This is a genomic window from Dyadobacter sp. CY323 (assembly GCF_021390245.1).
GTDB lineage: Bacteria > Bacteroidota > Bacteroidia > Cytophagales > Spirosomataceae > Dyadobacter.
Genome location: NZ_JAJUXH010000002.1, coordinates 621,020 through 644,461, shown reverse-complemented (window position 1 = coordinate 644,461; position 23,442 = coordinate 621,020). Strand labels below are relative to the sequence as shown.

Here is a 23,442-nt window from a genome sequence, read left to right as displayed (position 1 = left end):
GACAATTGGTTCTGTTTAAATAACATTGACATTAAAACTAAGCGAAAGTCTATTATGTATCTCGATCAATCCAAGGAATGGGGGGATAACTTGCCGCTGAAACTCGGTGCCTTCAAGTGGCTTGACCATTTGCCCTCTTACATGAGCAAGATGACAAGAAGTAAGTTCTGTTGTAAATGTAATTGCATTTGGGTCAGGTTTTTTCCCGAAAAATGTACTGTCAAGACCCGAAATCAGGAATGTTGTTTCACAATCGCAAACTAAACGGATATCTAAGTCGTAATTGAAAGCGCGGTGTTTGGAAAATATGGTGAATAAAAGGTCTTCACCTTTCATGTCCAGAATGTATTTCCAGTTGTCATAATAGTATGCTTTTTTTGGATTTTCTGCATCAAAAGTGCCTTTTGAAATATCCCAGACAGGATCAGGCATCGCCAGAATTTTAATTTTTAAATCGCTTCGGTTCATTTCTATTTTATTTTAGAATAGTCAGAATTTGACTCATCTCATGCTCCCGTAGGGTCACATTTTATGCATCAGACACGTTAAAACGAACGGTGTCTTTAATCTTGCGGCTATTATAAAGAAAACTGAACTAATTACAATGACGGTGCGAATGTTTTGGGTTAACATTTCCAGCTATTTTAACGGCTAGACGTTGTGACTCGTCATTTCATCATTACTGGAGGGTTCTTGTTGTCATCAGGTTTCATCCATTTCAAATTGTTTTCAAGCAATTCGGAGACATTGTGAATTAGCATTTCACAAGACTCTTCCAGATTCTTTCCAGTTTTGCATCGCAACTTTACGATCTATGAAAATTCTGATCATTGAAGATGAGCCTGATCTGCTGGATGTGATCCGGCAGTCGCTGGAAATGGAAAATTTTCTTGTTGAAACGGCGGATACCTTTCATTCGGCGCTCGATAAGATTATTTCTTTCCATTACGACTGCATTTTGCTGGACATTATGCTCCCCGGCGGGAGCGGGCTGGATCTTTTACTGGAATTGAAAAATCTCGATAAATCGGATAATGTGATCATCATTTCGGCCAAAGATTCGCTGGATGATAAGTTAGCCGGCCTGAACCTCGGTGCGGACGATTACCTCACCAAGCCTTTTCACATTGCCGAGCTCACGGCCCGTGTAAAATCGGTATTGCGCAGAAAATCATTTCAGGGCAAAAACCGGATTGTGATCGGTAACCTTGAATTAGATCCGGAAGAAAGAACCTTGTCAATCAGCGGGCAGCCATTGATTTTGAACCGGAAAGAATTTGATATACTCACTTATATGATCGTTAATAAGAACCGACTGGTGAACAAGACTTCGCTCGCAGAACACGTTTGGGGCGATCATATGGACCAGGCAGACGATTACGAGTTTATTTATTCACAAATAAAAAACCTGCGTAAAAAACTGAAAGACAATCAGGCTGATGTAGAAATCCAGGCCGTTTATGGCATCGGCTACAAACTGGTACAGCCATGAATTTGCTCAATCACACCTTAAAATACCTCGCATTTGCATTGTTCGGGATACTGAGTGTCTGGGCGGTGATATTTTATATCAATATGCTCGACGAGGTGTACGACAGTCTGGATGACGGGCTTGATAACTATAAAATGCTGATCATCGAAAAGGCACACGCCGATCGCAGCACATTGCACAAGACGGAATTCGCCGAGGGGAATTATGAGATCAGGGAGATCAGCAGGGAAAGTGCGAAAAACATGAAGGATATCCATAAAGATACGCTCATGTACATGCCGTTCGAGGAGGATATGGAGCCGGTTCGGTTGCTGACCACTGCCTTTAAACTTGATAAAAAATACTACGAATTGAAGGTCATTTCGTCCATGGTAGAGGAGGATGATCTCATCGAAGACTTGTTTTTCGCGCTGATATGGCTTTATATCGCATTGCTTGCCAGCATTTTGCTCGTCAATAATTTTTTGCTAAAAAAAGTATGGAAACCGTTTTATAAACTGGTTGACCAGCTCAAAAATTTCCGGCTCGGGAAACATCAGACTTTCAACGCGGAGGATACCAATGTGAAGGAATTTAAGGTACTGAATGAAACGGTCACGTCGCTGGTGTTACATGCATTGGAGACTTATAACAGTCAAAAGCAATTCATTGAAAACGCGTCGCATGAACTGCAAACCCCGATCGCGATCAGTATTAACAGGCTAGAACTGCTCGCTGAAAAAAATGAGCTCACGGAAGCAAACCTGGAAACCATCGGCCAGGTGATACAGACTTTGGAGAGGCTCACTCGGCTGAATAGATCCCTTTTGCTGCTTTCAAAAATCGAGAACGGGCAGTTTAGCGATACGGAAACTGTTTCTGTGAATGCGGTAGTTTCTCAGCTGAAAGAAGAATTCGCCGACTTTGCCGAGTATAAAGGTGTCGTGATTTCAATGGAGGAAAAAAGCGGGTTGAATGTGGTCATGCAAAAGGACCTGGCGATGATGCTGATCTCTAACCTGATGAAAAATGCGATTGTGCATAACCACACAAACGGAGCGCTGGATGTAGAAATTGGGGAAGATTATTTCAAAATTTCAAATTCGGGAGCGGCTGCTCCATTGGATCCCGCGAAAATATTCCGCCGTTTTCACAAAGAATCAGGGGATAAAAACAATACCGGCCTGGGGCTGGCGATCGTGAAAGCAATTGTGGATTTGTATGGTTTCCGGATACGTTACGACTTTGATGGAAAACATTCGATGGAAGTATTTGTAAAAAATCCGGAATAAGTTAAACTCTCCATTCTTTCCCAATTCCTTCCGGTTTTGGCCTTTAATGTTGTATCAAAAAACATGAAGGGCATGAAACACATCATCATCACTACATTATTATTCGCTGCGGTAAACTTTTCAGTTAGTGCGCAAACGGATTCAACACAGAAATCAAAACCTCTTAAAATCCGCCATGCAGAACCACTTTATATGGACCTGATCCGGGACCTGGGTGCCAGAAAAGGGGAGAAAGAGTGGAATGTCGGATATGGGATTGAGGGGCGTAAAGATTACACGATCAACCATTCTTTCGTTGAATATGAATTTTCACCTGTGAACCGGCTCGGGCTGGAAGTGGAAGTTCCGTTTGCTTTTTACAGATCAGCCAATGCGGGGGAAGAGGCAGAGATACCCAGAAACCGTGTGGAAGGTTTGAAACTGGCGGTGCAATACACTTTTCTGGTTTCTGAAAAACACCAGATGTCGATGGCCGGCGGGTATATGCATGAATTTCGGGCGCATTCATTTTACTCGATCGATCATGGCCGGGGAATGCTGAAAGGAAATTCCATCAGTCCGTTTTTTATAGTTGCTAAAAAATGGGGGAGCAGAATAAATACCCTGCTTTATACCGGTCCTGAATGGGAATTTACGCCGGAAGAATCAAAGAGAGAGTTGTTCTATCAGATCAATGCAAGTATGCATTATGTTCTTCCCAGCGGCAATTTCGTAGGTATCGAAGTAAACGATGAGTTCTCCGGCGAGAGCCGTCAGACGGTTTTTCGCCCGCAAATGAAACTGGTATTGGCCTCCAATCTGTCCCTCGGGCTTTTAACAGGCATTCCTGCCAATTCCCGGGCCGGCATGAGCTTCATGGCCCGGGTAATCTTCGAGCCGAAGTCAAGAAAGTGAGGTAATGGAAAGTGAATGCAAACGGGTCTTGGTACGGTTTGTTTAACCATCATTTCAACTATAATCTTTCAACTTAAACCGACGAGATATGTTCGATGAGCTATTTGATATAATTCGACAAAGTGGGCAACAAACTGTTGTCGAGAACGACGCCGTGCCCAATGAGCACAACGGGGCCGTGATGCAGGAAGCGCAGAATTCCATCGTGAATGGCTTGAGTGGCTTGACCGACCCAGTTCAGCGTAACAGTTTGTTTGAATCGGTACAAAGCGGGCAGACAGAAAATAACCCTGCGGTGCAGCAGATCAAAAATAATTTCATGGGTAACATCATGCAAAAGTTTGGTATTAATGCAGGCACCGCTGCGTCCATTGCTTCGGCGCTGATCCCGATAGTACTCAGCAAAATTGTAAATAAAAGCAGTCAGGGAGGTTCAGGCGGGCTCGACCTGGGTGGATTGCTGGGATCTTTGACGGGCGGTAATGCCACTGGCGGCAACGCATCGTCGGGAGGTGGCCTGGCCGGTAACCTCGGCGGCATCGGCGCCAAGTTAGGACTGGATAAAGATGGTGACGGCGATGTTGATCTGAACGATCTGACTAAGATGTTTAAATAACCAGTTACTTCCGGGCATAAGTCCCGGGAGCATCTTCTTTGTTGAATGCGTTATGGCGCGCCGTAGATGATTTCCAGAAACCCGCTTCCTGAAACTGCGCTCGGCAGCATAGGAAGTATTTAGTCTGAAATAAATGCCTTTTCTATTTAATAACTAAATAATTAGTTTTAGATTGGCATTTGTTTTTTGCTACAAAGGGAAATCCAGATGAAAGCTTTTTGTCGCTGTATATTCTTTCTTGTTTTCTGCGCGGGGTGTGCCAAACAACCGTCCCTGCCGGAGAACAGTGTTTTCAATGTCACGAGTATCCTGAATGATTCGGTGTGGTACGGTACCGGAAAGGTCTTGCGGCTTAAAGAAGCAGATCAAAAAATGGAGGATGTCCGGCAGTTTAATCTTCTGGTCCATACCGACATTGATTATAACGGCATGGGAGGCGGGCCGAATCCGAATACCAGTAACGGGTGTCTGGACCCTGAATGTACGCGAACCCAAGGTTTGGTGATCTATAATATTCCATTAAAAAAAGGCCGCTCCAATATTGCCAGATTGAACAAACGCAGCAAGCTAAAAAATGAGTATGCCAGCCTGTCTTACATAGGCAATGCGGGTGGGCTGCTCAATTCGTATGTTTATCGCGGGCAAAAGCCAGGCTGGGTAAGAGTCACCAAGTTCGACAAAGCTACGGGTATCGTTGAAGGTCGTTTTGCCATTACTTTCACGGAGGATAACACCAGAGATTTGTTTCTGCACAACATAATGCCGCCGGCAGCCCGGTTTACCAATGGGCTTTTCCGGATCAAAATCACGGATGTTTATTTAAAAAAACCCTAAGTTTTATTCCGCCAAATTCTGTTGAGCAAGGGTAAGGTTATCTCATTAACTTCTTTCCAGTAGATGACCACCAACCTAGCTCTTGTGATGAAATATACGCTGATGTTCCTCTTTTTGATCTGTGCAATTGTTACGGAGGCTCAGGATAAAGGCCCGGCTGAAAATGTAGTGATCACTTCTGAAAAGGGAAAAATGCACGTTTCCGTCGGCGAGAAAGGCGAACTACGCGTGAATGTGCCCCCGAAAGATGTCTCTAAATTCAAGGCTGCCAAAACAGTCCGTTACAGTGATTTCGGTGCCAGGGGCGATGGAAAAACGGATGATATAAATGCCATCGCCGCTACGCATGCATTTGCCAACCTGCACAGTCTCAGGGTGAAAGCGGACGCCGGAGCAACCTACTACATTGGAGGAAAATATCTCACGGTAATCATCCGCACGGACACCGATTTTGGCAATGCAGCCTTTATCATCGACGATACTGAAGTCCAAAGACGCGATGCTTCCGTCTTTATGGTCGGTTCCGATCTCAAACCCTTTAAGCTGGAAACGGTAGCATCACTGAAAAGAAATCAGAAAAAAATCGATGCGTCATTGCCTGGGCCGTGCCTGATCACGGTGACGAATGCTAATGTGAAGCAATACATCCGGTTTGGGCTAAATCAAAATAATGGTTCTTCGCAGACGGATATTTTTGTGGTTGATAAAGACGGTAATGTGGATATGAATGCGCCGATTATCTGGGATTTTGATAAAATAACGGAGATCACCGCGCTTCCCATCGACGAGAAACCGTTAAAAATCACCGGCGGAAATTTTACTACCATCGCCAATAAAGCCGAATCCAAATACACGTATTACAGCCGTAATATCGCAATCAAGCGTTCCAATGTGACTGTGGAAGGATTGAAACATTATATCAAAGGTGAAGAAGACCACGGGGCGCCATATGGAGGTTTTATCAGCATCGGGGACTGTTCCTATGTAACGGTAAAAAACTCCGTTCTGACCGGGCACCAGACTTACAGCACCATCGGCACGGCCGATAAGCCGGTTTCCATGGGCACTTACGACCTTTCTGTGAATCGCGCGCTCAATGTTTCTTTCGTGAATTGCAGCCAGACGAATGACATTAATGACAGTAAATACTGGGGCATTCTCGGTTCTAATTTCAGCAAAAACCTGCTTTACGACAATTGTACGCTTTCCCGGTTCGACGCCCACCAGGGTGTCGCCAACGCTACTATCCGCAACTCGACGCTCGGGCACATGGGGATCAATGCCATTGGCAGCGGACTTTTATTAGTGGAAAATTCGACCATTCGTGGCAGAACGTTTATCAATCTGCGCTCCGACTACGGCAGTACCTGGCAGGGAGAGGTGGTGATCCGAAACAGTGTTTTCGTGCCGGCAAATGGTAAACCCATCAGTGCCGCGCTTATCGGAGGGTCCAATTCGGGTCAGCACGATTTCGGCTACACAAGCTATATGCCTGAGAAAATCACGATTGAAAACCTCCGCATCAACGATTCTCAGCATCCGGAAAATTATCAGGGGCCTGTCATCTTTGCGAATTTTAACCCACAAATGAGGGATGGCTCCTACAAGGAGAAATTTCCTTATGTTAAAACGAAAGAAGTTAACATGAAAAACGTAACAACTGCCAGCGGGAAAGCACTGAGGGTCAGCGATAATGATTTTATGTTTAAAGATGTGAAGATTACTGGTCAGTGATTTTATTCACTTAATAGTCAAAAGTCATGTCTTGGATTTATTTGGTTGCCGCCGGCCTCCTCGAGGTTGTCTGGGCTTATTTCATGAAGCAGTCGGAAGGTTTCACCCGGCTCATTCCCACATCAATTACAATTGTCGCAATGATTGCGAGCTTTGCTTTGCTTGCTCTGGCAATGCGAAATTTACCATTAAGCACCGCCTACACGGTCTGGACAGGCATTGGGGCTGTCGGTGCGTTCCTGATCGGCATTTTTATACTCGGTGAGCCTGTGAATGCAATGCGGGTAACCGCTGCTTTGCTCATTACCGCCGGGCTGGTGCTGATGAAACTCTCTTGAAATAAATAGCAATTATTAAAAATGGATCAGATCACGATAGTCAAAGCTAATGCCGACAGTCTGGCAACGGTGCAGCAAATCGGTAAAGAAACCTTCTTCGAGACGTTTGCAGAAGCCAATACTGAAGCAGATATGGATAAATATTTGGCTGAAAATTTTGGTGACGCTAAAATGGCCGCCGAACTCAGCAATCCGGAATCGCAGTTTTTCATTGCCTGGCTTGGCGAAAATCCGGTTGGATATATGAAACTAAATGCCGGTCAGGCGCAGACGGAGCTGCAAGATCCGGCTTCCCTCGAAATCGAGCGCATTTACGTTAAAAGCGCCTATCACGGCAAAAAAGTAGGTCAGCTATTCTACGAAAAAGCATTTGAAATAGCCCGGCTCGAACAGAAAACATACCTCTGGCTGGGTGTTTGGGAAGAAAATCGGAAAGCCATCCGATTTTATGAAAAGCACGGTTTTGTCGCCTTCGATAAGCACATTTTCAAATTCGGCGAAGATGAGCAGACGGACGTGATGATGAAGAAGGTGCTACAATAACCGTTATCCCTTTAATCCCGAAAAAATAAAAGAGATCAACATCTGGCTCGGGGGCGAGTAAATCAGGCATTCAGTCCACCGTCGATAGTGACCCAGGATCCTGTAATGTATTTCCCATCTTCACTTGCCAGAAACGATACCAGGCCGGCAATGTCGTCGCCCGTACCATAAGCCGGGATCGCCATTTTGCTGCGGACAAAATCAGCCAGCTCGCTGTCGGCAGGGTTCATATCGGTGTCGATCGGGCCGGGCTGCACCAGGGTGACGGTAATTCCCTTCGGCCCCAGGTCGCGCGCTAGTCCGCGGGTAAAGCCTTGGAGCGTCGATTTGCTCATGGCGTATAATGTATTCTGCGCGCCCAGCGCATTGTCCGCCATATTGCTCCCGATCGTAATGATCCGCCCGCCTGCTTTGAGATGCTTCACCGCCTGAAGAGCCGCTACATAAACTGCTTTCACATTTACATCCATCACCTGGTCATAATCATCGATGGTATGTTCGCCAAATTCCTTCCCGATATACACGCCGGCATTGCTCACCAGAATGTCAAGCCCACCGAATTTTTGGACCGTTTTGTTCACTGCACTAACTACTTCTTCGGACTTGGTATTGTCCGCTGCGATGGCAAAAGCCTCTCCCCCGGCGGCGGTAATTTCCGCTGCGAGTGCTTCCGCCTTTTCGTTGGAGCGCGTATAGGTGAATGCAACTTTGGCTCCGTCACCCGCCAAACGGCGCACAATCGCGGCGCCTATTCCCCGGCTTCCCCCGGTAACCAATGCGATTTTATTTTCTAACTTTTTCATATGAACATTTTGTTTTTAATGCGTTACAAACTTACGGAGGTTGCTTTATATTTGTAAGCAAGCAGCAAATTGTTAGGTACCAACAAAAAAGTAAGAAATGAGAAAAGAGACATCCACCAATGCTTTGAATGAAAAAATGATCAGCGATAGCTGCGGTATGGCTTATACACTCGGCGTGTTAGGCGGCCGCTGGAAGCCTGCGATCCTGTGCCGGCTTATGCACGGCACAATGCGCTACGGCGAGCTCAAAAAATCGATCGAAGGTATTTCCGAAAGAATGCTGGTAGCCCAGCTACGCGAACTGGAGGGTGATGGGATCGTGCGACGGATGGTATTTCCGGAAGTGCCGCCGCGCGTTGAATACGAAATGACGGAACTCGGCCTGTCCATGCAATCCGTTATATCGGCCATGTCCGACTGGGGAAATATGCACAGAAGTCTGAGCGCGGATCGCATTGCTGCGGAAGTAGCAGTGTAGCAGCACATTCCACGGAGGCGCGGGCTGTCTAAAAATCTTTGGAATGCAGAAACTATTATTAGTAATTGTGTAGGTTTATACCAAATGAAAAAGCGGCAAGATTACTCCCATTAACCCAAACCATGGAACTAAACCCACTTTTGACCCGGCGAGAAATGCTGGGAATTACCGGAATGGCCGGCTTAACAGCATTGGCAGGATTTCCAGCTGGCGCTATTCCGCAGCCTGCGCAAAAACGGCCTCGTATCGCATGCCTGGTCAGCTATTGGGGTGCTACAAGATCGCATGCGGACTGGATCGTAACGAAGCTTTTGGACGGCTATTGGTGGGAGGGTGCGCATACGCCTTCTCGGGTGGACGTGGTGTCCGTTTACATCCATCAGTTCGAAACGAGCGGATTGGGACAGAAAATATGCAAATCGAAAAACATTCCGATTTTTAAAACAGTCGGTGAAGCCGTCACACTTGGTGGGAAAGAACTTGCAGTGGATGGCGTTGTGATCGTCGGGGAGCATGGCGAATACCCGACCAATCTCAAAGGACAGTGGCTCCTGCCGCGGTGGTGGATCTACGAAAAAGTGATACGCGTTTTCGAGCAGAGTAAGCGTTCCGTGCCGGTTTTTAATGATAAGCACCTTTCATACAGTTGGGATGAAGCCAAATGGATGTTTGATAAATCGCGCGAACTAAACTTCCCATTATCCGGCGGTTCTTCCATACCGGTCTACTTCCGCAAGCCCGAGATTGAACTGGATATTGATACACCTATAAAAGCATCGGTCGTGATTGGTGGCGCTTCTGATGAAGGAGCACTTTTCCATTGTGTGGACGTTCTGCAGGCATTTGTGGAACGCCGCAAGGGAGGTGAAACGGGCGTCAGGTCGGTGCAATGCATTCGAGGTCCTGAAACATGGAAGTGGACCGAAAAAAATCCCTGGGCGAGCAAGCTGCTTGAATCCGTGCGCGCGAAATTTGATCTGAAACAGGGACACTTTCAGGAAATCGCCAAACCGAATGTCTGCATTGTCGAGTATAATGATGGGACAAAAGCGGCGATATATTCCGGCCAGGGCGTGGGCTGGACTTATGCCGGTGAAATCGCAGGGCAAAAAGACCCGGCGGTCATTTCAATGCTGGACTGGCCAGGGCCATTTTCGCAGTACCACGCTTCCAACTCACAGCCACACTGGATCACCGAACTGATGGTAACCGGAAAAGAGCCATTTAACGCAGAAAGGCTGCTTTTGTCGACCGGGATAACTGCGTACAATATGGAATCAAACTGGGAAAACGGCAAGTATTCCGCCGTCGGACGCCGCATTGAAACGCCGTTTATGAATATCAAATACCGCTCGACGCGAGGAGCGCAATTTAGTAAAGGAGAACGTCCACCCAATGTTCCCTATATGCGGGGTTTTGCTGAATGATTGAATCTTCAATCATTATTTACATTGACACAAAACACAAATCTTACGACGATAAATAGCGAATGAAACGCAGAGACGTTCTAAAATCCCTGACCCTTTTGCCGGTTGCCGGTACTATTATTTCAAAACAATCCCTTTTATCCGTTCCTGTTTCTGGAAATAAACCCTTACCCGACCTGCATCGTGATGCATTTGTGATGGATGGGCATACGCATGTCATGAGCCGCGAGCTGGTGATGAAAACGGATATCGGGCAGCGTTATCCGGATGGGACTGTCGATCTGCCACGTGCAAAAGAAGGCGGACTGGATGCGATGTTCTTCTCGGTTTACACGCCTGAGAATTATTATCCGGGAAGGTTCGAAACCAAGAATACATTCCGTGTGGTAAACCTTGCCTTGGACCAGATCAAAAAGAATCATGCGATGATCGAGCTGGCACTCACGGCTTCGGATATTCAAAGGATTAATAAAAAAGGTAAAATGGCCGCCTTCCTGGATCTGGAAGGTGGTTATGACCTTTATGGTGATCTTGATTTGCTGCGCTCGCTTTACAAGCTCGGCCTGCGCTCGATGCAGCTGACCGCTCACAGTACCACAAATGCATTTATCGATGCCTGCAACGATGTGTACACCTGGGGCGGTATTAATGAGCACGGAAAGGCGGTGATCAAAGAAATGAACGATCTTGGGATGATCATCAATGTGGCCCACGCGTCCAACGACGCCATTATGCAGTCGGTTGCAGCCAGCCGTCATCCCGTGATTTATAGCCACGGCGGTTTTCATAAAATTGTGGATCATCCCCGGTGCATTACCGACGAAGCTGCGAAAGCAATCGCCGCAAAAGGCGGTGTGATCGGCGTGCATTTTGGCAGCCTTTTCAACAATCCAAAATATTGGGCATGGCAGAAAGCAAACAATCCGATTAAAGTGCAGCCCAGTCCGCAGCCTAAAATACCGCGGATCCTCACATCCCAGGTTACCACGCAAACCATTGAGGATGTGGACAAAGAGTTTGCACGCGAGCTTCCATTTACATTCAAAGGGACCATTCCGGATGAGTACTGGATGCATGTGGACCAGCTGGCCAAAGTAATTGATTACGGCGTAAAACTCGTTGGCGAGGATCACATTGCGCTGGGTTCCGATCTGGACGGCGGCCCGGAATTGCCACGTGAGATCAAAGACATCAGTGACTTTCCGCAGATTACTATGGCCATGCAAAAGCTGGGCTACACTGATCAGCGGATCAAAAAGATACTTGGCTTAAACTGGCTCCGGGTAATTCGGCAGGTGACAGAAGGGAAATAAATGGAGCCGATTACCAGGGACTAATTCCTGTTTCCGGCGCGTTGTCATCACTAAAAAACTGACTTGTCGGCCCATCAGATCCTAATGTCGCCGCTTTTACCAATCGGGCTGCTGCGTCTTCAACGGTTCCCGGTCCGCTGTGATGGTTGAAGTCTGTGGCGGTGTAACCAGGATCTACCACGTTTACTTTGAAAGCCGTGTCGCGCAGCTCGTAAGCCAGTACGATCGTGTAGGCGTTCAATGCAGCTTTGGAAGATGTGTAAACCGCACCTTTGACGTGATAGTACTTCCAATCAGGATCATTGTGCAGGGTAAGTGACCCCAATCCAGAGGTTACGTTGACAATCCGAGGCTCCGAAGAATTTTTGAGCAGGTCCAGAAAAGCCTGTGTTGTTTCAATCGCGCCGAAAAAATTGGTCTCGAATACCTGGCGAAAATTGTCAGTATCTGACTCAGCAGCTGTTTGAGGGAAGCTTCCGCTGATCCCTGCATTATTAATCAGCACATCCAGCGATTTGATTTTACTGCCCAAAGTCTGGCGTGCGGCTTTAATGGAATCCGGGTTATCGACGTCGATGACAATGGCTTCGACCTGGTCATATCCTTCTGATTTCAGCTGTTCCGCTGCCTGCTCGCCTTTTTGCCGATCGCGGCTGCCGAGGTATATAAAGTAGCCCATTTGTAACAATTGGCGGGCGGTTTGGAAGCCAATGCTTTTGTTGGCACCTGTGATCAATGCGGTTTTCATAGTTCATCTGTTTTTTGTTGGGACAAAATTAGATTGTCCCGCACCGTCAGATGATATACATTGCGCAGCATCACTGGTACATTTCGCGGGTGAGCGCGCGGTACTCGGCTGGTGTCATGCCGACTTCCCTTTTAAAGAACCGGCTGAAATAGGAAGCGTCCGAAAAACCGAGGTCGAAACCGATTTCTTTTAATGAATATTCGGTGTGGAACAGCATCCGCCGCGCTTCGAGCACCATTCGCTCCTGGATATGCGCGATAGCCGGCTTCCCGCTCTGGCCTTTTACGACCTCCCTCAAATGCCCGGGCGACACATAGAGCAATGCCGCATATTCGCTTACCTGGTGTATTTCGCGGAAATTCTCATCAATCGCTGTCCGATATTTTTTCAACAAAGACTTATCGGTTGAGGACGAAATGCTTTCATACTGCTCGCTGTACAACCTGCTCAGGTAGGTAAGCAGGAGCGTCAGATACGCCGTGATCATCCTCTGCTGCCACTCGCCAGGCTCGTCGTACTCTTTCTGGATTTTTGCCAACATATCCTCGGTGAATGCGACGTCGGCTTCCGATAACACCAATTCATGCGAATTCTGCTCGTTGCGAACGATCGGCAGCCGGGCCAGCGAGGCATTGTCGTGCAATGCGAGGAATTCCTTGTCGAATGCGAATGCCGTGCCCCACATATCTTTCGGCTCCTCTTTTACAATTACCTGGTTCGGCCCGAAGAAATAAAATGTGTTGTCCCTGGTATCATAAGGCGTCATATCAACCCAATGCCGGGAACCACCCCGACGGGCAAATACAAACAGATAATAGTCCTTCCTGTGCGGCACGAGCAGCTCCGACTGATGCGGACGCACCCCCTCGAAATGCCTCATGCTAAACATTTTCCCAGGCAGTACCGGGTCTTGTTCCAGGGAATGTACGGAGACGGTTTGAGTGGTTTTTAGGGTATTCATTGTTAGATGTACGTGGTTGGCGGGAGTTTGGTTCCTGAGTTTGGCTATGATGTCACCCGGCAAATAGCTATCGAATTTGTCACCTTTCTGTTACAACGTAAATGGCCAAATGGTTGTCTTGATTGTTTAAAACAATAAGCTATGACCAGGTTTTTACTATCCATTTTAATACTACTTGCATTTGCGGGATGCAGGAAAGAAAATAATCCCATTCCATTGCGCGAGATCACCCCGATCGTTGGGAAATGGCGGGTGATCGATCAGCGGCAGGTTCGCGGGGATTCGACAATTATAGAACCCGTGCCAAAACAAAATTCCTGGGTCTACGAATTTAGGTACGATGGCGTTCTTTTAAACGAAAGCGGATATGTTCCCTGCTGCCTTCCCTCACAGTACTTTCTGAATGGCCGCGAGTTCAAGCCCAAACCTGATAAGCCTGCTGTCCTGGACCCGGCGTGCGCTTACTCACTCTGCGCAGCATGCCCGGAATTGAATGTCACACAAACCCATCCCGACACGCTGTTCATCGAAACTTGTAAAGGCAATTTTAAGACATTTGTCAGGGAAAAATAGTAAATGTTAGTGGATTAGGGATGGAGACAAATGATTAAATACAAATACGAGAAGTTTGGCCCTGCGAAGCATGGGAAGTTGATTATACCATAGAGATGTATGCCGAATGGATGCGTTGCTAGGTGCTCACTTGGGATTTTTTTAAATATAATATGGGCGCAATCCAGCTGCCTCACGCAAGTAATCAAAAAGAACTCCTGCCACGAAAGCGACGAGCTCGCCAGCTTTATATTCGGCGACGAAGGTTTCGTGATCCACTTTTTCAAGGATGACATTCTGAAAGAAAACGGCGTGAAAGGCGAGTTAGCCGACCTAAGCAAAGGCAACCAAGTAATCTTCACCATCTCAGCCGAAACAGAAGCTTAGGTTAATGAATGGGCAGCAAATGTGGAAGAGGCAGGCGTTTAGGAAGTTTCAAGCTTGGAATGCTGCTAAGTCTGATGAGTTGGAAAACAGAGATCGGAGAAGACTACTTCTTTAAGTCTTGCGGCAATTATTAGCCAAAACGAAACTTCTTCTAGCTAAGTCACCGTTTTTCTGAATTTTCTATTGACTGTTGGCCGGAAGGCTTAGTTTTAACAAAATGAGCAGAATTATATTTGGCAATATTGCGTTTTTAGATTTTTTATAACTACCTTTGAATCGCTCATTCTGCCATACTAGGAGAAAGGAGTTTCGAGGCCCGATACATCACGACATGTACCGGGTCTTGCGGTTTAATGTATATCAGGAAGTCTATTTTTAAGTTTATTCTTGATTTGCTTTTCGCCACCGGGTTCATTCAGATGGTATGCAGTTATGATATAGTAATCTAACTTGGATTTCTGGGGTTCGAGGATAATTACATATTTGTTTTCATGGTCGTAGATGTAAGTTCTAACTCTGTCACGACCATCTACTCTATCCTGAAAACTAAATATCTCAATTGCTGCTGGACTACTTTCAAGTAAGTGATGTTTAATCCAGTGAAGTCTTAACGATCTTGCCATCTCGAAACTTCTTCCTAATTTCTTCCCCTTTTCGTCGTAATCGTCTCTGGTTATTAAATGTCGAAACGTTGCGTCAACAGTGTGCTGCCCGTCTTTTTTTATAGGTCGTATCAGTTTGGTTCTGAAATTCAGCGTGTCGTCAAAGTCTCGTTCAAATACTCTTCGAAGCGATTCAATTCTTTGATGTTCTGTTAGATGACCAATTTCCAACAAATGATTAAATATTTTCAATAGATTGTGCGGCATTCTATTTTAGGTCGATATAGAACAAATTAAACTTACTTTCACTTTTTGGTGTCGACCGCGTAATTGGTGAAACACATCTTGCCTCTATAATTTCTATCAATTTATTCTTTGCAAGTACAGCACTCTTGTCTCTCAGTTTGTAGTTGATAGCTCCCATAATTACATCCGTTAATTGCATAAAGGAGCTTTCATGTGAACGGATAAATTGAAAATTTTTGATTGAAGCGTTCCAGTGGAGCATGTCTTTCAATCGGGCTAATTTTTTATGACTCTTTGTATCCTTTATATCACAGTAGACATTGTAATTGTAGGCCATATTCATCTTGTGATGTAATAATTGATAGTACATCCGAAAATAAAAATCATCATAAGTAAAATCTGGCCGAGCTTCGTCTATCTGTGACTTATCCACTATAACCGCTCTAAAACACATAGATGAGTCAAAGAAATAATGCAAGAGATCCTCATAATATGCTAGCTCCGCATACGAAACCTTGCTCCATTTCGATTCTCCTTTTTTCGAATGCCTGGCCCGCAATTCACGCAATTCGTTTTTATATCGCTTAATATCGTTGGAAGCCACTTGAACATATCCAATGATCATGTAGGGCATTTTGTCATGAGGCAAATGGGTACTCTCGTCGCAGAATATGTTGAATGTTTTTTTTTCGTCTATGGTCATTCCACTAATAGATTATGCTCACTTATTACAAAATAAAAAGGCCACTCCAAGAGCGACCTTGTAACAAATCTAATAAATAATAAAATAATTGAGTGACGGTTGAAGTGCGTATACTTTAAGTTGGATGGTCAACTTGGTTAGGCCGCCGATTTCTGAATCTTACTTTTGAAGCGCTGAATGTTAAAAATGCCCTATATTTGCCCCGCAAACTTTAATAAATTTTTCATGAAGCTATTTTCAAATGTCAGACCAAAATGGTCCTGGAGAGGCATACGGGTGCGAGTCCCGAGACCTGACCGATGTAGTTTCATTCGTTAAAGTTTGCGGTGACCTCTCCTTATTTCTCACTCTTTTTTTCGTGGTCAAATGCAAACTTTAACGAATGAAGAAAGTGTCGACTCGAATTCACATTCAGTCAACCCAACGAATGATGCCCGTCACGCATCAAATGTCGGCACCCCGCTGACGCAATCCCAAGCCGAGTTTTGGTATCTCGTAGAATGTCAGGGCTGCAAGGATCTGGCGCATTCGCTCAAAATGGTCCACGATCTGGCGCTTTATCATTCGGATATTCCGTTTGATACGGCCGAAAAGTCTGCGCTTTTTGATTTGAAGGTGCTTTGGGAGGGCTTCGAGAAGATGGGGGAAAAGGTTTAGTAGTTTGAGGACTGTTGGCGACAGTCCTTTTTTGTTTTACGCATTCAATGCGAAAGAATTCTTCTTCACCGGTTTATTACAGGAACCGGGCAATTTACGGGTCACTTACTGCCGGTGTGATGCTCACTGGTTTTTTGTCGCGGCGTCTGCTTGGGGATTATTCATTCATTAAGCTTTATGTGGGTGATGTGTTATGGGCAATGATGGTGTTTTTCGGCTTGGCTTTTATTTTTTATAAATGGCTAACCTGGAAGGTGGCTGCGGCAGCGCTCGGATTTTCGGTATGCATTGAACTCAGTCAGATTTATCATGCGCCTTGGATTGATGGCATCCGAAATATGCCACTGGGAGGATTAATACTCGGTTTTACATTCGTATGGAGCGATTTGCTTTGTTATAGTGTGGGAGTTGGACTTGGGGTGATTGTTGAAATTTTTGGGATTAACCCTGTTAAAAACTCAGCATTAGGCCAGCATCATAAGTAACTGATTCATTTCCAACATCATTTACTGACGTCTTTGGCAGGCTTTTTATAAGCCCGACGCCGTTTGCTGCTGCCGCACTTGAAGACATTCCTTTAAACACTAAATTCAAATACAATTATGTCAAACCAACAATATGCCCTTGTTACCGGCGCAACGAGCGGAATCGGGCTCGAACTTGCCCGCCTTTTTGCACAGGATAAATACAATCTGGTGATCGTGGCCCGCAGCCAGGACGAACTGGAAAGCACCGCCTCTGCGCTGAGCGGACAATATGGTGTGGAAGTTGTCCCGATTGCGAGTGATATGTTCCGCAGAGAAGCACCTTTTGAGGTCTATGAAGAAGTGAAGCGTCGCGGGATCGTTGTTAATGTGCTGGTCAATGATGCCGGGCAGGGGCAGTATGGCGAATTTATCGAAACGGATATTAACCGGGAGCTCGACATCATCCAGCTGAACATTGGCGCCTATGTCGTTCTCACGAAATTTTTCCTGAAAGAAATGGTTGCCCGGAATGAGGGAAAGATTTTGAACGTCTCCTCCATCGGCGGCGAGCTGCCCGGACCGTTGCAGGCTGTGTATCATGCCACCAAGGCATTTGTTACATCCTTTACAGAAGCAATCCGCAATGAGGTCAAAGAAACCAATGTTACGATCACGGCATTGCTTCCCGGCGTCACGGATACCGACTTCTTCCGCAAAGCCGAGCAGGAGGACGCCAGAATGGTGAAAGAAGGCCCGCTCGCCGATCCCGCAAAGGTGGCAAAAGACGGATACGAAGCCCTCATGTCCGGCGATGACAAAATCGTGTCGGGACTGATGAATAAAGCAATGGTCGCATCAAGCCACATCATGCCGGACACCGCTGTGGCCGCAACCATGCACAAGATGATGGAGCCTGTGGAAGGGAAGAAAGGGGAGGATGAGTAGGTTGTTGTCTTGTTTGGAACTTATGCGATTTTCAGCATTGCATTGCTTTCTGAACACAAAAAAGGTCTTGAAAAATCAGGGCCTTTTTTGTTGAGCGGCGCCACATGGAGGGCAAGGGTGGATTTTTTGCTGGTTTTGGAGTACTCTATCGCGCCCTGAATCGAGCCCTGACAGCGACGGAGAATGAATGTCGCCACGTTGTCCTCGTATCCGTTTGATTTGTCCATTTGCATTCAGATGTTGGATCACAATATTCTGTATCAGATGTCACTCCGCACGCCAAGCAAAAGCAACCCAACCACTCTGTTAACATCCTGCATACTCTGGGCGGAAAAGTCCATTAAGTGCGGCGATTGTTTTTTCTACAATCTTTCTCCCGTCTTCGAGCTCAATGTAAGGATTTGGATCGTCCACGTGAATTTCCTTAATAACTCCCTCAGCCCGTTCCAGTCCGTTGATGTCCAGGATCATTTCTGCTTTTGCTCCACGGTTTTTGCAATCTTTCAGCATTTCCATAAAGGTTTCATTTACTGATAATGTCGTACGTAAGTCCATATATTTTAGTTGGTTATCTGCTTGTAAAATAGTTAAGTAGGAAGTTGTGTCCTTATTTTAAAACGCTCCTGATTAACAATTGATTCAATACTGTTGATCAATAATCGTATCATCGTAGCTTTGCGGCTTCAAAAAATGAGAAGATGATTACAGTTGAGAATTTGGCCGTTGAATTTAGCGGATCTGTCCTTTTTAGCGAAGTTTCCTTCGTTATTAATCCTACCGATAAAATTGCCCTGATGGGTAAAAATGGAGCGGGGAAATCCACCATGATGAAAATTATTGCTGGTGAACAAAAAGCCAATCGCGGGCATGTACGTGCACCGAAGGACGCCGTGATCGCTTATTTGCCGCAACATTTACTCACCGAAGATAACTGTACTGTTTTCGAAGAAGCGGCCAAAGCATTCAAGCAGGTTTTTGAAATGCGTGCCGAAATGGAAAAACTGAATCTCGCGCTCGAAACCCGCACCGATTACGAGAGCGATGAATACATGGCCATCATCGAACAGGTTACCGAAATAGGTGAAAAATATTACCAGCTCGAAGAAGTCAATTATGACGCGGAAGTGGAGAAAGCCTTGAAAGGATTGGGATTCAGGCCGGAAGATTTTCAGCGGCAAACCAAGGAATTCAGTGGAGGCTGGCGTATGCGCATTGAGCTTGCCAAAATACTGTTGCAAAAGCCAGACCTTATTTTGCTGGATGAGCCTACCAACCACATTGACATTGAATCCGTGATGTGGCTGGAAGATTTTTTGGTCAATAAATCCAATGCAGTAATGGTCATTTCCCACGACCGTGCCTTCATCGACAACATTACCAACCGCACCATTGAAGTGACTATGGGACGGATTTTTGACTATAAAGCAAACTATTCGCATTACCTGGTATTGCGTGAAGAGCGCAGGTCACACCAGGTGAAGGCGTATCAGGAACAGCAGAAAATGATTGCTGATAACATGCAATTTATCGAACGCTTCCGCGGCACATACTCCAAAACCAACCAGGTTTCCTCCCGCGAACGCATGCTCGAAAAGCTCGAAATCATTGAAATCGATGAGATCGACAACTCAGCCCTAAAACTGCGTTTTCCACCTTCGCCAAGGTCGGGCGATTATCCGGTGACTGTAAAAGATGTTTCCAAATCCTACGGTGATCAGGTTGTGTTCAAAAACGCAAGCATGACCATTTCAAGAGGCGAAAAGGTATCGTTTGTGGGCCGGAATGGTGAAGGTAAATCTACAATGATCAAGGCCATCATGGGCCAGATCGATGTCGAAGGAACCTGCCAGCTCGGGCACAATGTCAAGGTCGGCTATTTCGCCCAAAACCAGGCAGCCTTATTAGACCCAAATCTGACCATTTTTCAAACAGTGGACGAAGTCGCAGAAGGAGATGTAAGAACCCAGATCAAGAATATTTTGGGAGCCTTCATGTTTCAAGGTGAGGATATCGACAAGAAAGTAAGTGTACTGTCAGGCGGAGAAAAAACGCGCCTCGCCATGGTGAAGTTGCTCCTGGAACCTGTAAACCTATTGATTCTCGATGAACCTACGAACCATTTGGATTTAAAGTCCAAGGATGTTTTGAAAGAGGCACTCAGAAACTTTGACGGAACGCTGGTGCTGGTATCTCACGATCGTGACTTTTTGCAAGGGCTGTCTCAGAAGGTTTTTGAGTTTAAGGATAAAAGGGTAATTGAGCATTTTGAGACTATTGATGCGTTTTTGGAAAGGAATCGGATTAAGAGTATTGCGGATTTGCAATTGGCGAAGTAAAGGGTTAACTCAATAAAAGATCAAAGTGTTATTTGCACATTACAAAAACTTACTATTTTTGTAACTTACAAATAACACTTTGGAAGCTGTTTTCACAAAATATCTGGCCAAGTTGCAGCGTACGTCTACCAAGTTCGTGCGCGATATCGTTCATCAGATTGATTGGGACCACAATCGGCTGATTGGAATCAAAGGCGCACGGGGAGCCGGCAAAACAACGCTGGTACTTCAATATTTGAAGCAAGCACCATTCTCGTCCGGGCAAACATTGTATGTAAGTTTGGATGATCTCTATTTCAGCGCGCATCGCTTGTACGAGCTGGGGGAAACATTCGTGAAAACTGGCGGAAAGTTGCTCGTTCTGGACGAAGTCCATCGTTATGCCAACTGGTCACAGGAAATTAAAAACCTTTACGACGATTTTCCGGATCTGCGAATTGTGTTTACCGGCTCATCCATTATGCATTTAGAGCGCAGTAAAGGCGACTTGAGCCGACGCGCCGTGATGTACCATTTGCACGGTCTTTCTTTTCGGGAATTTCTCCAGATTCAAAATATCGTTTCCTGGCCAGCCATATCGCTGTCAGATCTTCTGAGCGGGCACACCCAACTTGCACTCGATCTTACGCAGACTATCAAACCTCTGGCACACTGGAATAACTATCTGAAACACGGTTACTATCCCTATTTCCTGGAAAACCGAGACGTGTATGCCCAAAAGCTTACCGAGACGATTCAGCTCAGTTTGGAACTGGATTTGCCTGCCGTTTACGGCATCAGTTACGCGTCAGTTGATAAACTAAAACAATTGCTTGTGGTGTTGGCTGAAAGCGTTCCGTTGAAACCGAATGTAAGCAAGTTAAGCGAAACACTTAATACCAGTCGGGCTTTGGTGGTGGAGTATATGCATTATCTTGAAGAGCTGGGCATTTTGATGCTCTTACGTCGGGATAGCTTCGGCATTACCAGGCTGCAAAAGCCGGAAAAGGTATATCTGAGTCACCCCAATCTTCAATACGCGCTGCACCAGAGCAGACCTGATATCGGAACTCTGCGCGAAAGCTTTTTTCTAAGCCAGGTACATCCTCTTCATAAAGTAGAGTATACCGAGAAGGGAGATTTCAAACTCGACCGCCAAATCACAATTGAAGTTGGCGGATCCAATAAGTCACGACAACAGCTTGCCGGTCTGGAAAATGCCTATGTGGCGGCGGATGGAATTGAAGTTGGGTATGGTTCGAAGGTGCCGCTTTGGATGTTTGGGTTGTTGTATTGAGTTTGAATAAATATCGCATAGTCATCATTACAACAAACCATTGGAGTACTGTTATATAAAAAAAGTATAGCTTTACAATGATTCATGTACTCACCTGTTCTGGATTTGTAATGCAATCTTAGAGGGTCGAAACCATGAGTCGCAAGCCATTATAATTGGCACGCACACACCACCAGACTTAATGAATTTCATTTTTTTTTCGATACGACATGGCAAAGTTTATTGATAATATATTAATTGAAAATTTCAAGTCCCTAAAATTCTGTGACATCCAAGGTTGCAAAAGAATAAATCTATTTATCGGGAGACCCAATGTGGGTAAGTCGAATATTTTAGAAGCATTGTCGCTATTTTCAATCCCATATCTCAAAGAAAACAAATCAAAAAAATTGTCCACTTTGATAAGGATGGAAAATGAAGGAGAGTTATTTTACGACGGGAATACAAACCTTGACGTCAGAATCAAAACGAATATTGGTGAATGTTTAATGTTCTACAATCCGAAGGAAGGACTTACCTCTCGGATCGATTTTCGGGATAATGTCTTTGATGACATTAAAATTGATAGTAAACTAATTGTTAAGGGAATTAGCAATTACGATTATTTTGAACCGCCTATAAAACGATATAATTTCAAGCACGATATACAATATAGAAAATCTCATTCGAAATATTTAATTCCTCCATTTGGATATAACTTACTTTCTATCATTGAGGATTATGATACTTTGAAGAAAGATGTTTTAGATCTATTTTCCGAATATAAGCTTAAAGTTGCATTCGATAAGGCAAGCCAATCTATTAAAATAATAAGACCTCACGATGATGATATATTTCTGATACCATATAACTCAATAGCGGACACTTTACAAAGAATTATATTTTATAAAGCGGCGATTGAATCAAATTCTGACAGTATACTTTTATTCGAAGAGCCGGAAGCACATTCATTTCCTCCATACATGACTCATATTACCCAGGAGATGATTTATAAATCGGATTGCCAGTTTTTTGTTGCAACACATAGTCCTTACATTTTAAACGACTTATTAGAAAATGGTCGTGAAGAGCTTGCTGTATTTGTAGTCCACTATGATCAGTTCGAAACTAAATTGAAGAAATTGGAGAGTAAGGAGTTACACGATATTTTTCAACATGGGGTTGACTTATTTACTAACAGTGAAAGCTTTATATAATGGATCACTTCGTTATCCCAGAGTGCTTTGTTGACACTAACTTGATTGAAACTATATCACCTCCGAGAGATCACTATAATCACCAAAAAGGATGCGGTACTGTTACAAAGGTAATGAGAGAAAAATATGGAAATGATTTTGCTGTTGGTATTATTGATAAAGACAAAGTAGAAGTTGACTATCTAAAAGAATTTGATATTGTTCACCAAGACGGATCGCTAGTTTTGCACAAACACCCAAACAAAAATCATTATATAATCCAGATTTGCCCTGCGATGGAGCGATTTATCATGAAATGCGCAACGGATAGCGGGATATCTTTGAAAGATTTTGACTTGCCAGAAGATTTAAACGGATTGAGAAAAGTATCAAAGAAGGTCACCAGTAAAGACGATGTGAAATTCAAGCTTCTTTTTAAAAAGCTAGTAAAAATTAATAATGTTGAAGTGATTAGGCTTCGTGAGTGGATTAACTATCTAAAAAATAATATGTATAATGTGGATCTGAAGACACTCATAAATATTTAGTCATTACTAATGTACTGATTGGAACTGATCTTCTACTGCCAGCCTGACAGGTGAAGACATCTTGTGACCTGACCGCCTTACCGTCATTTATTGGTT

At 44.9% G+C, this 23,442-nt stretch carries 28 protein-coding genes; 20 read left to right on the top strand and 8 right to left on the bottom strand.

The features are described 5' to 3' along the window. Window positions 1-15: 15 nt before the first annotated feature. Window positions 16-468 carry a hypothetical protein gene (locus LZG72_RS06090; protein ID WP_233868849.1) on the bottom strand — a complete coding sequence of 151 codons (453 nt, stop codon included), beginning with the start codon at window positions 466-468 and terminating at the stop codon, window positions 16-18. 346 nt (window positions 469-814) lie between these two features. Between LZG72_RS06090 and LZG72_RS06085 the strand changes: the two genes are divergently transcribed. The 8 genes from LZG72_RS06085 to LZG72_RS06050 all read left to right on the top strand — a co-directional run bounded on the left by LZG72_RS06085 (window position 815) and on the right by LZG72_RS06050 (window position 7,722). Next, window positions 815-1,492, top strand: a complete 678-nt coding sequence (locus tag LZG72_RS06085; protein WP_233868846.1) for a response regulator transcription factor — start codon at window positions 815-817, stop codon at window positions 1,490-1,492. Continuing rightward, on the top strand, window positions 1,489-2,763 hold the full coding sequence (locus tag LZG72_RS06080) for a HAMP domain-containing sensor histidine kinase (RefSeq protein WP_233868843.1): 1,275 nt from the start codon (window positions 1,489-1,491) through the stop codon (window positions 2,761-2,763). The genes LZG72_RS06085 and LZG72_RS06080 overlap by 4 nt, the downstream gene beginning before the upstream one ends. 72 nt (window positions 2,764-2,835) lie before the next feature. After that, window positions 2,836-3,657 carry an HAEPLYID family protein gene (locus tag LZG72_RS06075; RefSeq protein WP_233868840.1) on the top strand — a complete coding sequence of 274 codons (822 nt, stop codon included), beginning with the start codon at window positions 2,836-2,838 and terminating at the stop codon, window positions 3,655-3,657. An 88-nt stretch (window positions 3,658-3,745) separates the two neighbouring features. Beyond that, complete coding sequence (locus LZG72_RS06070) at window positions 3,746-4,273, top strand: hypothetical protein (protein ID WP_233868837.1); 528 nt, start codon at window positions 3,746-3,748, stop codon at window positions 4,271-4,273. A 207-nt stretch (window positions 4,274-4,480) separates the two neighbouring features. Next, window positions 4,481-5,107, top strand: a complete 627-nt coding sequence (locus tag LZG72_RS06065) for a hypothetical protein (protein WP_233868834.1) — start codon at window positions 4,481-4,483, stop codon at window positions 5,105-5,107. 87 nt (window positions 5,108-5,194) lie between these two features. After that, entirely contained in the window at window positions 5,195-6,841 is a 1,647-nt protein-coding gene (locus LZG72_RS06060; RefSeq protein WP_233868903.1) for a hypothetical protein, read from the top strand. 26 nt (window positions 6,842-6,867) lie between these two features. After that, the gene (locus LZG72_RS06055; RefSeq protein ID WP_233868832.1) at window positions 6,868-7,179 is read left to right on the top strand and encodes a multidrug efflux SMR transporter; all 312 of its coding nucleotides are present in this window, start codon (window positions 6,868-6,870) and stop codon (window positions 7,177-7,179) included. A gap of 21 nt (window positions 7,180-7,200) precedes the next feature. Beyond that, window positions 7,201-7,722 carry a GNAT family N-acetyltransferase gene (locus LZG72_RS06050; RefSeq protein ID WP_233868829.1) on the top strand — a complete coding sequence of 174 codons (522 nt, stop codon included), beginning with the start codon at window positions 7,201-7,203 and terminating at the stop codon, window positions 7,720-7,722. A 62-nt stretch (window positions 7,723-7,784) separates the two neighbouring features. Here the strand turns inward: LZG72_RS06050 and LZG72_RS06045 are convergent, their stop codons facing one another. Then, a complete protein-coding gene (locus tag LZG72_RS06045; RefSeq protein ID WP_233868827.1) occupies window positions 7,785-8,525 on the bottom strand; it encodes an SDR family NAD(P)-dependent oxidoreductase in 741 nt (246 codons plus the stop codon). Between the two features lie 97 nt (window positions 8,526-8,622). On the opposite strand from LZG72_RS06045, the gene LZG72_RS06040 reads away from it, so the two are divergent. The 3 genes from LZG72_RS06040 (at window position 8,623) to LZG72_RS06030 (ending at window position 11,743) form a co-directional block, all read left to right on the top strand. After that, window positions 8,623-9,003 (top strand): helix-turn-helix domain-containing protein, encoded by a 381-nt coding sequence (locus LZG72_RS06040; RefSeq protein WP_233868824.1) that lies wholly within the window; start codon window positions 8,623-8,625, stop codon window positions 9,001-9,003. A 122-nt stretch (window positions 9,004-9,125) separates the two neighbouring features. Further along, window positions 9,126-10,430 carry a hypothetical protein gene (locus LZG72_RS06035; protein ID WP_233868822.1) on the top strand — a complete coding sequence of 435 codons (1,305 nt, stop codon included), beginning with the start codon at window positions 9,126-9,128 and terminating at the stop codon, window positions 10,428-10,430. Between the two features lie 62 nt (window positions 10,431-10,492). After that, on the top strand, window positions 10,493-11,743 hold the full coding sequence (locus tag LZG72_RS06030) for a dipeptidase (RefSeq protein ID WP_233868819.1): 1,251 nt from the start codon (window positions 10,493-10,495) through the stop codon (window positions 11,741-11,743). Between the two features lie 10 nt (window positions 11,744-11,753). On the opposite strand, the gene LZG72_RS06025 is transcribed toward LZG72_RS06030, so the two are convergent. Together LZG72_RS06025 and LZG72_RS06020 are read right to left on the bottom strand one after the other, a co-directional pair. Continuing rightward, window positions 11,754-12,491: an SDR family oxidoreductase gene (locus tag LZG72_RS06025; RefSeq protein WP_233868817.1), complete on the bottom strand. Its 738-nt coding sequence runs from the start codon at window positions 12,489-12,491 to the stop codon at window positions 11,754-11,756. 70 nt (window positions 12,492-12,561) lie between these two features. Continuing rightward, a complete protein-coding gene (locus tag LZG72_RS06020) occupies window positions 12,562-13,452 on the bottom strand; it encodes a helix-turn-helix domain-containing protein (RefSeq protein ID WP_233868814.1) in 891 nt (296 codons plus the stop codon). A gap of 141 nt (window positions 13,453-13,593) precedes the next feature. Between LZG72_RS06020 and LZG72_RS06015 the strand changes: the two genes are divergently transcribed. Next, window positions 13,594-14,025: a hypothetical protein gene (locus tag LZG72_RS06015; protein ID WP_233868812.1), complete on the top strand. Its 432-nt coding sequence runs from the start codon at window positions 13,594-13,596 to the stop codon at window positions 14,023-14,025. A 99-nt stretch (window positions 14,026-14,124) separates the two neighbouring features. Beyond that, the gene (locus LZG72_RS06010; RefSeq protein WP_233868810.1) at window positions 14,125-14,391 is read left to right on the top strand and encodes a hypothetical protein; all 267 of its coding nucleotides are present in this window, start codon (window positions 14,125-14,127) and stop codon (window positions 14,389-14,391) included. Between the two features lie 350 nt (window positions 14,392-14,741). Here the strand turns inward: LZG72_RS06010 and LZG72_RS06005 are convergent, their stop codons facing one another. Continuing rightward, window positions 14,742-15,260 (bottom strand): hypothetical protein, encoded by a 519-nt coding sequence (locus LZG72_RS06005; RefSeq protein ID WP_233868808.1) that lies wholly within the window; start codon window positions 15,258-15,260, stop codon window positions 14,742-14,744. Between the two features lies 1 nt (window position 15,261). Continuing rightward, complete coding sequence (locus tag LZG72_RS06000; protein ID WP_255700913.1) at window positions 15,262-15,942, bottom strand: DUF3800 domain-containing protein; 681 nt, start codon at window positions 15,940-15,942, stop codon at window positions 15,262-15,264. A 366-nt stretch (window positions 15,943-16,308) separates the two neighbouring features. On the opposite strand from LZG72_RS06000, the gene LZG72_RS05995 reads away from it, so the two are divergent. The 3 genes from LZG72_RS05995 to LZG72_RS05985 all read left to right on the top strand — a co-directional run bounded on the left by LZG72_RS05995 (window position 16,309) and on the right by LZG72_RS05985 (window position 18,011). Next, entirely contained in the window at window positions 16,309-16,599 is a 291-nt protein-coding gene (locus LZG72_RS05995) for a hypothetical protein (RefSeq protein WP_233868804.1), read from the top strand. Window positions 16,600-16,646: 47 nt separating this feature from the next. Further along, window positions 16,647-17,084, top strand: a complete 438-nt coding sequence (locus LZG72_RS05990) for a DUF2809 domain-containing protein (protein ID WP_233868802.1) — start codon at window positions 16,647-16,649, stop codon at window positions 17,082-17,084. A 117-nt stretch (window positions 17,085-17,201) separates the two neighbouring features. Further along, complete coding sequence (locus LZG72_RS05985; RefSeq protein ID WP_233868801.1) at window positions 17,202-18,011, top strand: SDR family oxidoreductase; 810 nt, start codon at window positions 17,202-17,204, stop codon at window positions 18,009-18,011. 20 nt (window positions 18,012-18,031) lie between these two features. On the opposite strand, the gene LZG72_RS05980 is transcribed toward LZG72_RS05985, so the two are convergent. Both LZG72_RS05980 and LZG72_RS05975 read right to left on the bottom strand, forming a co-directional pair. Continuing rightward, complete coding sequence (locus LZG72_RS05980; RefSeq protein ID WP_233868800.1) at window positions 18,032-18,238, bottom strand: hypothetical protein; 207 nt, start codon at window positions 18,236-18,238, stop codon at window positions 18,032-18,034. 79 nt (window positions 18,239-18,317) lie between these two features. After that, window positions 18,318-18,566, bottom strand: coding sequence for a hypothetical protein (locus LZG72_RS05975; RefSeq protein ID WP_233868799.1), 249 nt, complete (start codon window positions 18,564-18,566; stop codon window positions 18,318-18,320). A gap of 143 nt (window positions 18,567-18,709) precedes the next feature. On the opposite strand from LZG72_RS05975, the gene LZG72_RS05970 reads away from it, so the two are divergent. The 4 genes from LZG72_RS05970 (at window position 18,710) to LZG72_RS05955 (ending at window position 23,346) form a co-directional block, all read left to right on the top strand. Next, on the top strand, window positions 18,710-20,347 hold the full coding sequence (locus LZG72_RS05970) for an ABC-F family ATP-binding cassette domain-containing protein (RefSeq protein ID WP_233868798.1): 1,638 nt from the start codon (window positions 18,710-18,712) through the stop codon (window positions 20,345-20,347). Window positions 20,348-20,426: 79 nt separating this feature from the next. After that, on the top strand, window positions 20,427-21,623 hold the full coding sequence (locus LZG72_RS05965) for an ATP-binding protein (RefSeq protein WP_233868796.1): 1,197 nt from the start codon (window positions 20,427-20,429) through the stop codon (window positions 21,621-21,623). A 209-nt stretch (window positions 21,624-21,832) separates the two neighbouring features. Next, window positions 21,833-22,819, top strand: a complete 987-nt coding sequence (locus LZG72_RS05960; RefSeq protein WP_233868794.1) for an ATP/GTP-binding protein — start codon at window positions 21,833-21,835, stop codon at window positions 22,817-22,819. Next, window positions 22,819-23,346 (top strand): hypothetical protein, encoded by a 528-nt coding sequence (locus LZG72_RS05955; RefSeq protein ID WP_233868792.1) that lies wholly within the window; start codon window positions 22,819-22,821, stop codon window positions 23,344-23,346. Before LZG72_RS05960 ends, LZG72_RS05955 begins: the two co-directional genes overlap by 1 nt. Window positions 23,347-23,442 lie beyond the last annotated feature (96 nt).